The sequence below is a fragment of the Mycobacterium sp. M26 genome, assembly GCF_001494595.1.
GTDB lineage: Bacteria > Actinomycetota > Actinomycetes > Mycobacteriales > Mycobacteriaceae > Mycobacterium.
In genome coordinates, this window is record NZ_LN929908.1 from 1,697,716 (window position 1) to 1,712,192 (window position 14,477).

Genomic DNA, 14,477 nt, shown 5'->3' on the forward strand with positions numbered 1-14,477 from the left:
CTACAGCGATCGGCTGATGATCTGTTTCATCACCTCGTTGGCGCCGGCGTAGATCCGCTGGACCCGGGCGTCTTCGTACATCCGCGCGATCAGGTACTCCCGCATGTAGCCGTACCCGCCGTGCAGCTGTACGCAGCGATCGATGACGGCGCACTGCTGGTCGGTGATCCAGTACTTGGCCATCGCGGCATCGCTGCCGTCGAGCTCACCGCGCAGGTGAGACTCGACGCAGTGGTCGAAGAAGGTGCGGCACGTGCGGGCGATGGTGGCGCACTCGGCCAGCTCGAAGGCGGTGTTCTGGAAGTCGAACAGGCTGTGGCCGAAGGCTTCCCGCGACTTCGTGTAGGAGATCGTCTCGTCGACCGCCCGCTCCAGGCCGCCGATGGCCTGGGCGGCGACGACGAGGCGCTCCTGGCCGAGCTGGTCGATCATCTGCCCGAACCCCTGGCCCTCCTCGGGGCCGAGCAGGTTGGCCACCGGAACCCGGACGTCAGTGAACGACATCTCGGCGGTGTCGGCGCCGTGCTGGCCGACCTTGTCCAGCACCCGGGTCACCTGGAAGCCGGGCGCGTCGTGAAGATCGATGAGCAGCAATGAGATTCCGCGCGCGCCGGCCTTCGGGTCGGTCTTGACCGCGAGAAGGATCATGTCGGCCGAGCCGCCGTTGGTGATGAAGGTCTTGGAACCGTTGACGATGTACTCGTCACCATTGCGGACGGCGGTGGTACGAATGGCCTTGAGGTCCGACCCCGCGCCGGGCTCGGTCATCCCGATGGCGCAGAGCATCTCGCCGGTGGCCATCGGCGGTAGCCAGGTGCGCTTCTGCTCCTCGGAGCCGTACTTGGCGATGTAATGCGGCACGATCCCGCTGTGCACGCCGATACCCAGCGACAGGTCACCGGCGTAGCCTTGGGCCTCCAGGACGGCCAGGTCATGGGCGAATGTGCCACCGCCGCCGCCGTATTCCTCGGGCACCGAACACAGCAGCAGCCCCAGTTTGCCCGCCTCCAGCCAGACGCTGCGGTCGATGCGACGCTGGGCATCCCAGGTGTCGACGTGAGCGACGACCTCACGTTCGAAGAAGCCCAATGCCAGTTCGTAGAGCGCCCCGACTTCGTCGTCGTGCCAGGAGGGTGTGTGCTTGCGGCCCATGGCTAGCTCTTGCGCACCGCGAGGCCACCGACGCCGGCGAACGCGATCAGCAAGAACGAGAAGCAGTACAGGATCGCCAACTCACCGCCGTTCTCGATGGGCCACAACGCTTTCGGCTGGTGTTCGGTGAAGTACGCGTAGGCCATCTGGCCCGAGCCGATGATCGCCGCGATCCGGGTGATCACGCCGAGGCCGAGGATCACCAGCACGCCGACGACGAGTTCGATCACGCCGGCGTACCAGTACGGCCAGGTGCCGACGGGTACGGCACCGCCGCCCTGATCGATGGGCCAGGCGAACAGTTTCACCGTGCCGTGAATGGCGAACAGGAAGCCGACGACGATGCGGAAGATGCCGAGCACAGGGGAGTGGTAGGTGGTCAGGCGGGCGTCCAGTTTCTGTGACATGGCTGAAAGCCTACTATTCGGACCGCAGTCCGGATAGGGCTGGATCGGTGAACTCTGTCCTTCGCGCTCGTCAGAGCGTTACCGTCCTGTCCAGGGGGAGCACTCTCTCGGAGGTCCACATGACCCACTCCGTCCCCATCGTGAAGAAGGCGCGCCCGGCGGGTGTCCTCGCCGGTGTTCTGGCCTGCGGTGCGCTCTCGGTCTCGGCGCTCGGCACAGCGCCGCCTGCGTACGCGACATGTGCGTCGTTCTTCGGGCTTGGCAACAGTGCGGAATGCAAGAGCGGTTTCGGCAGTATCGCGATCGGCATCGGGCCGGGTGCCACCGCGTGGGCTGAGGGACTCTTCAGTGCGGCGCTTGCGATCGGCACCAATTCGACGGTCTACACCGCCAACACCGGTGTTCTACAGATTGGCGTGGCGTTGGGAGATTCAGCGGAAGCTGAGTCCTACGGCGCGCTCAACATCGCCATCGCGACTGGCGATGATGGCGCAGCGAGGGCGGAGAACGGAATCGCCAATATCGCCCTCAACCTTGCGACGCAGTCTTCCTTCACCTTGGCCAAAGGCAGTCTCAACATCGCCGTCAACCTATTGGGCGGCCAGACGGGCGGAACGGCCAACACCACGGTGGCGCTGGGAACCGCAAACCTCGCTGTCAATGTCAATGTGCTGGGCGACAACAAGGTGGAGGCAGGCGAATACTTCCCCGACGTTCCCGCTGTCGGCAGCGTGGCCGTGAATCTGTTCGGCAACGGAAACACGGTCACCGCCGGACCCGGCCCGCTGGCGATTGCGGGCTCGATCGGTCAGAGCGGGGCCACCGTCACCAAGACAGGTCCGGGCTTCAACATCAACGGCGTTCGGGTGTTCGGGGCGGCCGCGGAGCGCTCGGGCGCCAAGAAGGCGTCGGCCAGTAGCGGTGCGACGAAGTCCGGCGGTTCGACGGGCGGCTCGGGGCGCCAGCGCGACTGACGATTCTGTCGGTGCCCCGCAGTACGGTGCCGACATGTTGACCATGCTCATCGCCATACTGCTCGCCGTCGGCGGTGCCGGCCTGATGGCCATCTCCGTCGTGGGGCTGCGTCGCCGTGACGCCGACCTCGAGGATCTGGCCCACAACGCCAGCGAGCCCACCCACAACGCGATTCGGAGGGATCGCGGAGCGGGTGGGCTCGGCCGGCCTACTGCGACGAGTGGTTACACGTCGTAGTACAGCGCGAACTCATACGGGTGAGGCCGGATCTGCACGGGCAGGATCTCGTTCTCACGCTTGTAGGAGATCCAGGTCTCGATCAGGTCCGGGGTGAACACGCCGCCCTCGGTGAGGTAGTCGTGGTCTTCCTCGAGCCGGTCGATGACCGACGCCAGTGACGTCGGCGCCTGCGGGATGTTGGCGGCCTCCTCGGGCGGCAGCTCGTAGAGGTCCTTGTCGACCGGAGCCAGCGGCTCGATCTTCTTCTTGATGCCGTCGATGCCGGCCATCAGCATCGCCGCGAACGCCAGGTACGGGTTGCCCGAGCTGTCCGGGCAACGGAACTCGAGGCGCTTGGCCTTCGGGTTGTTGCCGGTGATCGGGATACGGACGCAGGCTGAGCGGTTGCGCTGGCTGTACACCAGGTTGATCGGGGCCTCGTAACCCGGGACCAGACGCTTGTAGGAGTTCACCGTCGGGTTGGTGAACGCCAGCAGCGACGGCGCGTGGTGCAGGATGCCGCCGATGTAGTGGCGCGCCAGGTCGGACAGGCCCGCGTAGCCGGACTCGTCGTGGAACAGCGGCTTGCCGTCCTTCCACAGCGACTGGTGGGCGTGCATGCCGGAGCCGTTGTCACCGAACAGCGGCTTGGGCATGAAGGTGACCGTCTTGCCCGCCTGCCACGCGGTGTTCTTGATGATGTACTTGAACAGCAGCACGTCATCGGCTGCGTGCAGCAGCGTGTTGAACTTGTAGTTGATCTCGGCCTGGCCGGCGGTGCCCACCTCGTGGTGACCGCGTTCGAGGGTGAACCCGGCGTTCTGCAGGTTGGTGGCCATCTCGTCGCGCAGGTCGACGTAGTGGTCATACGGCGCGACGGGGAAGTAGCCGCCCTTCGGGCGGACCTTGTAGCCGCGGTTGGCCGAACCGTCGGCCTCGAACGGCTCGCCGGTGTTCCACCAGCCCGACTCGGAGTCGATCTCGTAGAACGTGCCGTTGATCTTGGAGTCGAAGGTCACCGAGTCGAAGATGTAGAACTCGGCCTCGGCGCCGAAGAAGGCGGTGTCGGCGATGCCGGTGCTCGCCAGGTAGTTCTCCGCCTTGCGGGCGACGTTGCGCGGGTCGCGCGAGTAGGCCTCGCGGGTGAACGGGTCGTGCACGAAGAAGTTGAGGTTCAGCGTCTTGGCGGCGCGGAACGGGTCGATGCGCGCGGTCTCGGGATCAGGCAGCAGCATCATGTCGGACTCGTGGATCGACTGGAAGCCGCGCACCGACGAACCGTCAAACGCCAGGCCGTCCTCGAACACGCTCTCGTCGAATGCCGATGCGGGGATCGAGAAATGCTGGACGACACCGGGCAGATCGCAGAAGCGGATGTCGACGTACTCGACCTTCTCGTCCTTGATCAGCTTGATGATGTCGTCAGCGGTCTTTTCTGCCACTTACAAACTCCTTCGTTGCAGCCGGTGATGCATGTCCAGGCACACATTCTTAACCCGCAGGTGACGCTAGGTAGGTGATGTTGCACGCCAGTCAAGGCCATGTTGCGCCGACGTTACGCATCTGCGCGACGCAGGTCACCGCCGGGGTCCACCTATCCTGGGGCCATGGCGCGTGAAATCGGATCGTGGCTGTCAGGACCGGAGTCGGTCGAGCCGGACGGTCCAACCGGCTATCCCGGCCAGGCCCTCGGTTTGCCCGAGACCGGCTCGCGTTCGCTGGCAGGTATGGGCCGGCGCTTCGCTGCGCTGATCGTCGACTGGTTCATCAGCTACGGGCTGGTTGGTCTTCTGATCGCCACCGGTGTGGTGACCACGTCCATGCTGTCCACCGCGGTGCTGGTGATCTGGTTCCTGCTCGGCGTGCTCTCGGTACGCCTCTTCGGGTTTACCCCGGGCCAATACGCCCTCGGCCTGATGGTGGTGCCGGTCGACAACCGCCTGCATGTGGGTACCGGTCGCGCGATTGTCCGCGGCCTGCTCATCGCGATCGTGATCCCGCCGCTGTTCACCGATTCCGACGGCCGTGGCCTGCACGACCGCCTGACCGCGACGGCCGTCGTCCGGCGTTGATTCAGAAGTGACGACGCAGTTCACTCGCAGTTTTTCTGCCTGAGGTCTGACTCAACGAGGCTGTGGATGGCTGGCGGCGCGATTTGTCTGCGATTGACATCGTTCCCGCATGCGAGTGTTCATCGGCAGTGAAGCTTTAGCCGCTGGTGTGGTGTCGAGGTACGAACTGTGCTCTGCATACGACCGCCTTTTGCCTGATGTGTATGCGCCGAAGGGCGCGGCGCTGGCCCTGGCGGATCGCACCGCGGCCGCCTGGCTCTGGTCAAAGCGGCGCGGCGTTGTCAGTGGTTTGGCGGCGGCAGCCTTGCATCATGCCAAGTGGATCGATGCCTCCGTCCCGATCGAGCTGATCTACGCGAACAACAAGTCCCCGAACGGTGTCGTGGCTCGGCAGGAGACATTGATCGCAGGTGAGGTCCGGCGACTCGGGGAGATGTCGGTGACCACCGCTGAGCGAACGGCATTTGACCTGGCGCGACGCGGTTCCATTGTCGACGCGGTTGCCCACCTCGACGCGCTGGCCAGGGCGACGGGTTTCAAGGCAGACGATGTGCTGGCGGTCGCCGATCGGCATCCCCATATGCGAGGTGTTCGCAGGATCCCCCGAGTCCTCGACCTCGTCGACGAGGGTGCCCAGTCACCGAAGGAATCCTGGCTGCGGGTGCTTCTCATCGACGCGGGGTTTCCCCGGCCGCAGACGCAGATTCCGATCCTCGCCCCAGACGGCTATCCGCGTTACTTCCTCGACCTCGGTTGGCCAGAACTCAAGATCGCTGTCGAGTACGACGGCGAGCAGCATCGCACCGACCGGATCCAATTCCGGGGCGACGTGACGCGGGCGGAGTACATCGAACACCTCGGCTGGCGGCGGATCCGAGTGCTTGCGGGCGACCGCGGACCAGAGGTGATCAGACGGGTCGAGCGGGTATGGCCGCGTTGATGCAGAACTGACGCAGAGATCTACTCGCACTTTCGCAGCGTGAGGTCTGGATCAACGCTCAGCGGCGGCGAACGGTGCGCTGCACGCCCTTCATCTTGGCCTGCGCCGGCAGCGGGCCCTTCGGCATCGCGGCCGGGCCCATCCGGGATCCCAGCGCCACGAGCTTGGACTCCAGGGTGTCCATCTGCTTGACGGTGATGTTGGCGGGCAGCCTGGTCAGGTGGCGCTCCAGCTTGGACAGCGGAACCTCACCCTCGCCGTTGCCGACGATCACGTCGTAGATCGGGACATCGCCGACCAGTCGGGCGGTGCGCTTCTTCTCCTGCGCCAGCAGCGGCTTGACCCGCGAGGGTGCGCCCTCGGCGACGAAGATGACGCCCGGACGCCCGATCACCCGGTGCACGGCATCGAAGTGTCCGGTCGCGGCGACACCTGGGGTGACCCGCCACTTGCCGCGCAGATTGTCCAGCGCCCACGCCGCAGCACCGGTCTGCCCCTCGGCCTTGCTGTACACCGATTTCTGGGCGCGCCGACCAAAGATGATGAACGCCACCAGCGCGCCGAGCACGACACCCAGCAGGATCATCAGGTACATCGTGAACCCGCCGGTGTAGATGCCGACGGCCACCGAAGCGGCGACGATCAGCACGAATGCGCCGATCATGTAGGGAAGCAGCCGCTTGTCCTCTTTGCGCTGCATCTGGAACGCCTGCCACAACTGCTTGCGGCGCTGCTTGGACGCGGCCTTCTGGGCGGCCTTCGCCTCGGCCTTGGCGGCCTTGGTCTCGGCGGGAGTACGGGATTTCGCCATCAGAACAGGATACGGGTCAGGCTATGGGTGGCCGAGCGGCGATCGTCTGCGCATACAGCCGGCCCGCACGGTATGACGAACGCACCAGTGGTCCGGCCAGCACACCGGCGAAACCCAGACCCTCGGCGTAGGCCGCGAGATCGACGAACTCGTCGGGATGGACCCAGCGCTCGACGGGGTGATGCCGCGCCGACGGCCGCAGGTACTGGGTGATGGTGACGATGTCGCAGCCGGCGGCGTGTAGATCGGCCAGCGCGGTGTGCACCTCGTCGATGGTCTCGCCCATCCCGAGGATGAGGTTGCTCTTGGTCACCAGGCCGAAGTCGCGGGCGGCGGTGATGACGTCCAGGCTGCGCTGGTAGCGGAACGCCGGCCGGATCCGCTTGAAGATCCGCGGCACGGTTTCGACGTTGTGCGCGAACACTTCTGGACGGGACTCGAACACTTCACGCAACAGATCGGGATCGCCGTTGAAGTCCGGCGCCAGCAGCTCCACCCCGGTCGCCGGGTTGAGCGACTTGATGGCGCGCACGGTCTCGGCGTACAGCCACGCCCCGCCATCAGGCAGGTCGTCGCGGGCCACGCCGGTGACGGTGGCGTACTTCAGACCCATCGCGGCGACGCTCTCGGCGACTCGGCGCGGCTCGTCACGGTCGAGTTCAGCGGGCTTACCGGTGTCGATCTGGCAGAAGTCGCACCGCCGGGTGCACTGTTCGCCGCCGATCAGGAAGGTGGCCTCGCGGTCTTCCCAGCACTCGTAGATGTTGGGGCAGCCGGCTTCCTCACAGACGGTGTGCAGACCCTCGCGGCGCACCAGTCCCTTCAGCGCGGTGTACTCCGGGCCCATCCGCGCGCGGGTCTTGATCCACGGCGGCTTGCGCTCGATGGGAGTCTCGGCGTTGCGAACCTCCAGACGCAGTAGTTTCCTGCCGGCCGGTTCGACGCTCACGAGGTCAATGCTACGTGAGTCGACACTGGTAGGCGGCCGTCGAGTGCGTCACATACCGCCTCGGCAACCCGGGTGCGGACGTCACCGATCCCGACCTGCCTGCCGAGTTCGGCGCTCAGCGACGTCACCCCGGCATCGGCGATTCCGCACGGCACGATCGCGGTATAGGCCGACAGGTCGCAGTCGCAATTCAGGGCGAAGCCGTGCAGTGTGGTGCCGCGTGCCACTCGGATGCCGATGGCCGCGATCTTGCGGGCTGGGCGGGTGGCGTCGGCGGGTAGCCACACCCCCGATCGGCCCTCGACGCGGCCGGTGGTCAGACCGAAGTCAGCGCACACCGCGATCAGCGATTCTTCAAGTCGCCGAACATAATTCACCACATCCAGCGGCTCGGCCATCCCGATCACCGGGTAACCCACCAACTGGCCGGGGCCATGCCAGGTGATCTTGCCGCCCCGGTCGGTGTCGACGACGGGGGTGCCGTCCATCGGACGTTCGTGATCCTCGGTGCGCTTGCCGGCGGTGTAGACCGCGGGGTGCTCGAGCAACAGCAGGGTGTCGGGGCCGCCGGCCACCCGGGCGTCGGCTAGGTCGCGCTGCAGCTGCCAGGCGGTCAGGTAGTCGACCGTTTCCAGTTGACGCACCTCGACCGGCGCGGAACTGGATCGGATGGACTCTCGCACGCCTTCGACGCTACTAGCCCTGCGCCGAGGAGGTGGCATACGCCAGCGCCTCACCGATGGTGTTGTGGTGGAACACGAACCCGGCCCGCTCCAGGGCGGCCGGGATGGCTCGCTGGCCGCCGAGCAGACCCTCGTCGGCGAACTCGCCGAGCAGCGTGCGTAGTGCGAAGCCGGGCACCAGCCACGGTGTCGGGCGGTTGAGTGCGCGGCCCAACGCGGCGGTGAATTCCGAGTTGGTCACCGGCGCGGGCCCGGTGAAGTTCACCGGTCCGGCCAGCTCCTCGGAGTTGATCGCGAACAACAGGGCGCGGACCTCGTCCTCCAGGCTGATCCACGGCATGTACTGGCGTCCGCCGCCGAGCCGGCCGCCCAGACCGAACGAGAACAACGGACGCAGCTTGCCGAGCACCCCGCCGCCGCCGGGGGAGAGCACCAGCCCGGTGCGCGCCAGTACCACCCGGACACCGGCGTCCTCGGCGGACAGAGCTGCGGCCTCCCAGTCCACGCAGAGCTGGGCCAGGAAACCCGTTCCCGCAGGCGCGGTTTCGTCGACGACCCGACCGCGGGTGTCACCGTAGAAGCCGACGGCACTGGCGTTGATGAGGACCGGAACACCGGCATCGACGACGGCGGCCGAGATCACCTCGGTGGGGGCGATGCGACTGTCGCGCAGGGTCTGCTTGAACGAGCCCGACCACCGCTTGTCGCCGACACCTACGCCGCAGAGATTGACTACGGCGTCGACGCCCTCCAAGCCGGCGGGGTCGAACTCGCCGCTATCGGGATTCCAGTGCAGTTCGTCACCGTTGGCCGGGGCGCGCCGCACGATGCGGATCACCCGGTTGTCCGCGGCGCGCAGCGCCGAGACCAATGCCGAACCGATCAGCCCGGACGAACCGGCGATGGCCAGGACCATCCCGCCACCACGCCCGGCAACCGAGTCGCCCATGGTGTCTACAGCCCCAGGTCGGCCTCGAACGCCCCTTCTTCCAGCCGCCGCTTCACCGTGGTGAGGAAGCGGCCGGCGTCGGCGCCGTCGATGAGCCGATGATCGTAGGTCAGCGGCAGGTAGCAGATCGACCGCACGCCGATCGACTCGTTGCCCAGTTCGTCGACGATGACGCGGGGCCGCTTGACGATCGCGCCGGTACCCAGCATCGCCGCCTGCGGCGGCACCAGGATCGGGGTGTCGAACAGTGCACCCTGGCTGCCGATATTGGTGATGGTGAAGGTGCCCCCGGACAGCTCGTCGGGCTTGAGGTCACCGGAGCGGGCACGGGCGGCGATGTCGTTGATCGCCCGGGCCAGCCCGGCCAGCGACAGATCACCGGCGTTGTGGACCACCGGGGAGAGCAGACCCTGCTCGGTATCCACCGCGAAGCCGAGGTTCTCGGCGTCGTAGTAGGTGATCTCCTTGGTGTCCTCGTTGTAACTCGCGTTGATGTTCGGGTGAACCTTGAGCGCGTCGATCACCGCGCGGGCGATGAACGGCAGATAGGTCAGGTTCACGCCCTCGCGCTCGGCGAACTTGTTCTTGGCCTTGGCCCGCAGCGCCACGATCTTGGTCATGTCGACCTCGTGGGTCTGCGTCAGCTGCGCGGTGGTCTGCAGCGACTCACGGGTCTTCTTGGCGGTGAGCTGCCGGATCCGGTTGGCCTTTTGCGTGGTGCCCCGCAGGTGAGCCAGCGGGGAGGCCGCGGCGGCAGGCGCAGGCGCGGACGCGGCAGGCGCGGCGGCCGGTGCCGGAGCCGCGGCAGGGGCCGGGGGAGCCTTCTTGGCTTCCGCGGCCGCGAGCACGTCCTGCTTGCGGATGCGGCCGCCGACCCCGGTGCCCTTCACCGTCGCGAGGTCAACTCCGTTCTCGACGGCCAGCTTTCGCACCAACGGCGTCACGTAGGGGCTGCCGTCACCATCGGACTCCGCGGCCGGTGCGGGCGCGGGGGCGGCCGCAGGGGCAGGTGCCGGTTCGGGCTTGGGCTCCGGCTTGGCTTCGGGGGTGCAGCGGGCGCGGGCGCCTCGGCAGCAGGCTCCGGTGCAGCGGGCTCGGGTGCCGCGGCGGGCTTCTCCTCCTCGGCGGGTGCCGGCGCGGGTGCGGACTGAGCAGCCTCGCCCGCCTCACCGATGACGGCCAGTTCGCCGCCGACCTCGACGGTGTCGTCCTCCTGCGCGACGATCTTCGTCAGCACGCCGGAGGCGGGCGACGGGATCTCGGTGTCGACCTTGTCGGTGGACACTTCCAGAAGCGGCTCGTCGACCTCGACGGTGTCACCCTCTTGCTTGAGCCAGCGGGTGACAGTCCCTTCGGTCACGCTCTCACCGAGTGCGGGCATCTGGACGGAGACGGCCATAGGTGTTGACTCCCTCGAACGGTCAGTCGTGCGGGTCGATGTCCATCCTGTCATCACCGGGCCGCAGATACGCACTCAGGGCGAAGCATGTTTTTTCTCTGGCACCATCGAAGAAAGCCCGCCGAAAGGAGTTCAGCAAAAGTTGGGGTTGTTCGACAGGTTCCGGTCCGGCCGCCGCGGTGCGTCGGGGTCGGCCGCCGACCAGAAACACCTACGCGAGTGGGCTGCGCAACGCACCGGTGTCGAGGCGTTCGTCGAGCCTCAGACCAGCGTGACTCCGATGACGATCGTGCTGGTGGCTGCCGACGGCGAATGGACCCGACGCCCGGTCGGTGGGGCTGCCGGGGCGCGTCGCCTTGGTGAACAGCTGAAGATCCCGGTGTATGACGTGCAGAAAGTCGGCTATCCGCAGCGGATGCGGGATTACGACGCCAAGCGGCGCATCGAGCGCCGCCGGGCCCTGCGCGACGAACTCGAGGAACGCTGACGTCTTGACATCGGCTCGCGATGGCGGGCAGGGTCAAAGTTGTTCGGTACCAACGGTATGAGCTACTGGCCGTTACAGGTAATCGTCTCGAGAGGGGTCTGATGCCCGCGCGCTACGTCGACAGCAAAGACGGCACCCGCATCGCGGTGTACGAGGAGGGCAATCCGGACGGGCCAACCGTCGTCCTGGTGCACGGCTGGCCGGACTCGCATGTGCTGTGGGACGGCGTCGCACCCCTGCTCGCCGGAGCATTCCGCGTCATCCGCTACGACAACCGGGGTGCCGGGGAATCGTCGGCACCGGCGAAGGCGTCGTCGTACACGATGCCGTTCTTCGCCGACGACTTCGCGGCCGTCATCGCTGAACTGAGCCCAGGGGAGCGCGTGCACGTGCTGGCCCACGACTGGGGGTCGGCCGGGATGTGGGAGTACCTGAGCAGACCGGGTGCCGTCGACCGGGTGGCGTCGTTCACCTCGGTATCGGGTCCGTGTGCCGACCACTTCAGCCGGTACGTACGTGACGGCCTCAAGCGGCCGTATCACCCAAAGCGCTTCTCACACGCCCTTTCCCAGGCCGGCCACCTCAGTTACATGGCCGGGTTCTCGGTTCCCGTACTCGCACCCGCGCTGATGAAGGTAGGGGCAAAGCGGTTGCGGCCGTTGATGACTCGTGGCATCGCCGCCGACCGTGTGCACGACGGGCCGACCTACGTCACCGATGCAGCCAACGGGATGAAGATCTACCGGGCCAACTTCTTCCGGTCGCTGCGCCGGGCCCGCACCGACCGCTACATCGACGTTCCCGTGCAGCTGATCGTCAACCTCGACGACGCCTACGTGCGGCCCTACGTCTACAACGACACCCCTCGCTGGGTGCCGCGGCTGTGGCGGCGCGAGATCCGGGCCGGGCACTGGTCACCGTTCTCGCACCCGCAGGTGCTGGCCACCGCGGTACGCGAACTCGCCGAGCATCTCGACGGCAAGCCGGCCAGTCGCGCGCTGCTGCGCGCCGAAGTGAACCGGCCGCGTAAGGAATTCGGCGACATGCTCGTGTCAGTGACCGGTGCGGGCAGTGGGATCGGGCGCGAAACCGCGCTGGCCTTCGCCCGCGAGGGCGCGGAGCTGATCGTCAGCGATATCGACGAGGTCGGTCTCAAGGAGACGGCGGGCCGGATCGCCGCTCTGGGCGCCGTCGCCCACTCCTATCCACTCGACGTCTCCGACGCCGCGGCCGTCGAACGCTTTGCCGACGAGGTGTGCACTACGCACGGGGTGCCCGACATCGTCGTGAACAACGCCGGCATCGGTGTCGCGGGTGCGTTCCTGGACACCCCGGCCGAGCAGTTCGACAAGGTCCTCGACGTCAACCTCGGCGGGGTGGTCAACGGCTGCCGTGCCTTCGCCCGCCGCCTCGTCGAGCGCGGCACCGGCGGCCATATCGTCAACGTGGCCTCGATGGCCGCCTACGCGCCACTGCAGTCGCTGAACGCTTACTGCACGTCCAAGTCCGCGGTGTACATGTTCTCCGATTGCCTGCGTGCTGAATTGGACCCGGCCGGAATCGGTCTCACCACAATCTGCCCCGGCGTCGTCAACACCAACATCGTGTCCACCACCAACTTCCACGCCCCCGACGGCCAGCGGGCCGCAGTGCCCGGCCGGCGCGCGCAGCTGGAGAAGATGTTCGAACTACGCCGCTACACCCCTGACAAGGTGGCCAAGGCCATCGTGTCCGCGGTCAAGAAGAACAAGCCGATCCGGCCTGTCACCCCGGAGGCCTACCTGCTCTACGGCACGTCACGGATCGCGCCTCAAGCGCTGCGCAGCACCGCGCGTGGCAAGGTTTTGTAGGACGCTCCTCGCCGAATAGTGTGGCCTAAGTGGCCATTCGGCGAGGTTCTCGAGGGTCTCAGCCGTTCGCGGCGATGTCCTCGAGGACCGCGAACATCGTCCGTGTCGGCACGCCGGTGCCGCCCTTGGGGGTGTAGCCCCACGGACCCGCGGTGTTGTAGGCCGGACCCGCGATATCGATATGCGCCCACTGCACGCCGTCGGCGACGAACTCGCGCAGGTACACCCCGGCGACCAGCATGCCGGCGAACCGCTGCGAGCTGACGTTGGCCAGATCGGCCACCGAGGACTTGAGATCATCTTTCAATTCTTCGGGCAACGGCATCGGCCAGGCGTTCTCACCCTCGGCCTGCGACAGCGCGGCCACCCGGTCGCGGAACTCGTCGCTGCCCATCACACCCGGCGTGCGGGCGCCCAGCGCGACGGTCTGCGCGCCGGTCAGCGTCGAGGTCTCGATCAGATAGTCCGGGTTGTCCTCGCAGGCCCGCACGATCGCGTCGGCCAGAATCAGCCGGCCCTCGGCGTCGGTGTTGAGCACCTCCACGGTGATGCCGCCGTACTGGGTCAGCACGTCGCCGGGCCGCTGGGCCGTCGAGGACGGCATGTTCTCGGCCATCGGCACCGTGGCGATCACGTCGATCGGCAGCTGCTGACGCGCGGCCAGCACCACGGTGGCGATCACCGCGGCCGCCCCGCCCATGTCGGAGGTCATGTGATGCATCGAGGCGGCCGGCTTGATCGAGATGCCGCCGGTGTCGAACGTGACGCCCTTGCCCACCAGCGCCACACGTTTTGAGTTCTTGCCCTTGGCTCCCCGATGCGCCAGCCGCACCAGCCGCGGCAGCCGGGAGGATCCCTTGCCCACCCCAACGATGCCGCCGTACCCGCCCTTGGCCAGTGCCTTGTCGTCGAGCACCTCGACCTCGAGACCCGCTGCTTCGCCGAGGGCTTTGGCGCGCTTGGCGAACTCCGCCGGGAACAGATGGCTCGGCGGGGTGTTCACCAGATCCCGCGCAGTGTTGACCGCAACCGCGATGTCAGTGGCCCGCACCGCCGCCTTCTTGGCACCGGGCGCCGTGCTCAGTGCGGTGATCTTGGCCAGCGCAGCGTCTTTGGGCGCGGTCTTGGCGCTGCGGAACTCGGTGAACCGGTAACTGCCCAGGATCAGCCCCTCGAGCGCGGCTTCCAGGTGCAACTCGGTCAGGGTGGTGAGGACCGACTCCACGCCGGCCAGCGACCGGACGGCCACGCCCGCGGCGCGCCGGATGGTCTCGGCAGGCCACTCCTCGCGTGCCGCGCCCAGACCGACGGTCAGCACGCTGGCGACCGGAAGCGACGGCACGTGCAGCCGGGTCACCTGTTCGGCGCCGCCCTTGGCGCCCAGCGCGCGCAGCGCCACCTCGATCTCGCCGATCGCCTCGGCGTCCAGGAACGGGCCGCCGACCACCTCGGGCGAGCCGTTGTCCTCGCCGGTGATGACGGGAACGACCAGCACCGCCGAGCCGACCCCACGCTTGGGCAGCGAGGTGGCGACGGTGATGACGGGGGCGCGGTATCCAGGTTCGGTGCTCACGGGTTCACCCT

General features: G+C 67.1%; 14 protein-coding genes and 1 pseudogene. 6 read left to right on the top strand and 9 right to left on the bottom strand.

The genetic code is table 11. The features are described 5' to 3' along the window. Positions 1-1,152, bottom strand: coding sequence for an acyl-CoA dehydrogenase family protein (locus BN3385_RS17360; protein ID WP_059018473.1), 1,152 nt, complete (start codon positions 1,150-1,152; stop codon positions 1-3). A 2-nt stretch (positions 1,153-1,154) separates the two neighbouring features. Continuing rightward, positions 1,155-1,559, bottom strand: a complete 405-nt coding sequence (locus tag BN3385_RS17365; protein WP_059018475.1) for a DoxX family protein — start codon at positions 1,557-1,559, stop codon at positions 1,155-1,157. Between the two features lie 119 nt (positions 1,560-1,678). Between BN3385_RS17365 and BN3385_RS17370 the strand changes: the two genes are divergently transcribed. Continuing rightward, entirely contained in the window at positions 1,679-2,533 is an 855-nt protein-coding gene (locus BN3385_RS17370; RefSeq protein ID WP_059018477.1) for a hypothetical protein, read from the top strand. A gap of 34 nt (positions 2,534-2,567) precedes the next feature. After that, complete coding sequence (locus tag BN3385_RS17375) at positions 2,568-2,771, top strand: hypothetical protein (protein WP_059018479.1); 204 nt, start codon at positions 2,568-2,570, stop codon at positions 2,769-2,771. Here BN3385_RS17375 and glnA read toward each other — a convergent pair. Continuing rightward, the gene (gene glnA / locus BN3385_RS17380) at positions 2,759-4,195 is read right to left on the bottom strand and encodes a type I glutamate--ammonia ligase (protein WP_059018481.1); all 1,437 of its coding nucleotides are present in this window, start codon (positions 4,193-4,195) and stop codon (positions 2,759-2,761) included. The genes BN3385_RS17375 and glnA overlap by 13 nt on opposite strands. Before the next feature lie 165 nt (positions 4,196-4,360). On the opposite strand from glnA, the gene BN3385_RS17385 reads away from it, so the two are divergent. Next, complete coding sequence (locus BN3385_RS17385) at positions 4,361-4,825, top strand: RDD family protein (protein WP_059018483.1); 465 nt, start codon at positions 4,361-4,363, stop codon at positions 4,823-4,825. A 109-nt stretch (positions 4,826-4,934) separates the two neighbouring features. Then, a complete protein-coding gene (locus BN3385_RS17390; RefSeq protein ID WP_059018485.1) occupies positions 4,935-5,765 on the top strand; it encodes a PDDEXK family nuclease in 831 nt (276 codons plus the stop codon). A 58-nt stretch (positions 5,766-5,823) separates the two neighbouring features. Here the strand turns inward: BN3385_RS17390 and BN3385_RS17395 are convergent, their stop codons facing one another. The 5 genes and pseudogenes from BN3385_RS17395 to sucB form a co-directional block, all read right to left on the bottom strand. After that, positions 5,824-6,576, bottom strand: a complete 753-nt coding sequence (locus BN3385_RS17395; protein WP_059018486.1) for a DUF4191 domain-containing protein — start codon at positions 6,574-6,576, stop codon at positions 5,824-5,826. Between the two features lie 16 nt (positions 6,577-6,592). Then, complete coding sequence (gene lipA, locus BN3385_RS17400; RefSeq protein WP_059018488.1) at positions 6,593-7,525, bottom strand: lipoyl synthase; 933 nt, start codon at positions 7,523-7,525, stop codon at positions 6,593-6,595. Beyond that, positions 7,522-8,208 (bottom strand): lipoyl(octanoyl) transferase LipB, encoded by a 687-nt coding sequence (lipB, locus tag BN3385_RS17405; protein WP_059018490.1) that lies wholly within the window; start codon positions 8,206-8,208, stop codon positions 7,522-7,524. The genes lipA and lipB overlap by 4 nt, the downstream gene beginning before the upstream one ends. Positions 8,209-8,221: 13 nt before the next feature. Then, positions 8,222-9,157, bottom strand: a complete 936-nt coding sequence (locus BN3385_RS17410) for a TIGR01777 family oxidoreductase (RefSeq protein ID WP_059018493.1) — start codon at positions 9,155-9,157, stop codon at positions 8,222-8,224. Positions 9,158-9,162: 5 nt separating this feature from the next. Then, a pseudogene (sucB, locus tag BN3385_RS17415) lies at positions 9,163-10,553 on the bottom strand (2-oxoglutarate dehydrogenase, E2 component, dihydrolipoamide succinyltransferase); the annotation flags it as partial. Positions 10,554-10,698: 145 nt separating this feature from the next. On the opposite strand from sucB, the gene BN3385_RS17420 reads away from it, so the two are divergent. Both BN3385_RS17420 and BN3385_RS17425 read left to right on the top strand, forming a co-directional pair. Continuing rightward, positions 10,699-11,043 (top strand): hypothetical protein, encoded by a 345-nt coding sequence (locus BN3385_RS17420; protein WP_059018494.1) that lies wholly within the window; start codon positions 10,699-10,701, stop codon positions 11,041-11,043. Between the two features lie 101 nt (positions 11,044-11,144). Beyond that, positions 11,145-12,893 (top strand): SDR family oxidoreductase, encoded by a 1,749-nt coding sequence (locus BN3385_RS17425; RefSeq protein ID WP_059018496.1) that lies wholly within the window; start codon positions 11,145-11,147, stop codon positions 12,891-12,893. 58 nt (positions 12,894-12,951) lie between these two features. Here the strand turns inward: BN3385_RS17425 and BN3385_RS17430 are convergent, their stop codons facing one another. Continuing rightward, on the bottom strand, positions 12,952-14,466 hold the full coding sequence (locus BN3385_RS17430) for a leucyl aminopeptidase (RefSeq protein ID WP_059018498.1): 1,515 nt from the start codon (positions 14,464-14,466) through the stop codon (positions 12,952-12,954). Positions 14,467-14,477: the final 11 nt, after the last annotated feature.

Coding starts and splice junctions, on each gene's coding strand:
- BN3385_RS17395 (WP_059018486.1), bottom strand. CDS start 6,576: ATGGCGAAATCCCGTACTCCCGCCGAGACCAAGGCCGCCAAGGCCGAG.
- BN3385_RS17390 (WP_059018485.1), top strand. CDS start 4,935: ATGCGAGTGTTCATCGGCAGTGAAGCTTTAGCCGCTGGTGTGGTGTCG.
- BN3385_RS17360 (WP_059018473.1), bottom strand. CDS start 1,152: ATGGGCCGCAAGCACACACCCTCCTGGCACGACGACGAAGTCGGGGCG.
- BN3385_RS17425 (WP_059018496.1), top strand. CDS start 11,145: ATGCCCGCGCGCTACGTCGACAGCAAAGACGGCACCCGCATCGCGGTG.
- BN3385_RS17410 (WP_059018493.1), bottom strand. CDS start 9,157: ATGGGCGACTCGGTTGCCGGGCGTGGTGGCGGGATGGTCCTGGCCATC.
- BN3385_RS17385 (WP_059018483.1), top strand. CDS start 4,361: ATGGCGCGTGAAATCGGATCGTGGCTGTCAGGACCGGAGTCGGTCGAG.
- BN3385_RS17375 (WP_059018479.1), top strand. CDS start 2,568: ATGTTGACCATGCTCATCGCCATACTGCTCGCCGTCGGCGGTGCCGGC.
- BN3385_RS17365 (WP_059018475.1), bottom strand. CDS start 1,559: ATGTCACAGAAACTGGACGCCCGCCTGACCACCTACCACTCCCCTGTG.
- BN3385_RS17370 (WP_059018477.1), top strand. CDS start 1,679: ATGACCCACTCCGTCCCCATCGTGAAGAAGGCGCGCCCGGCGGGTGTC.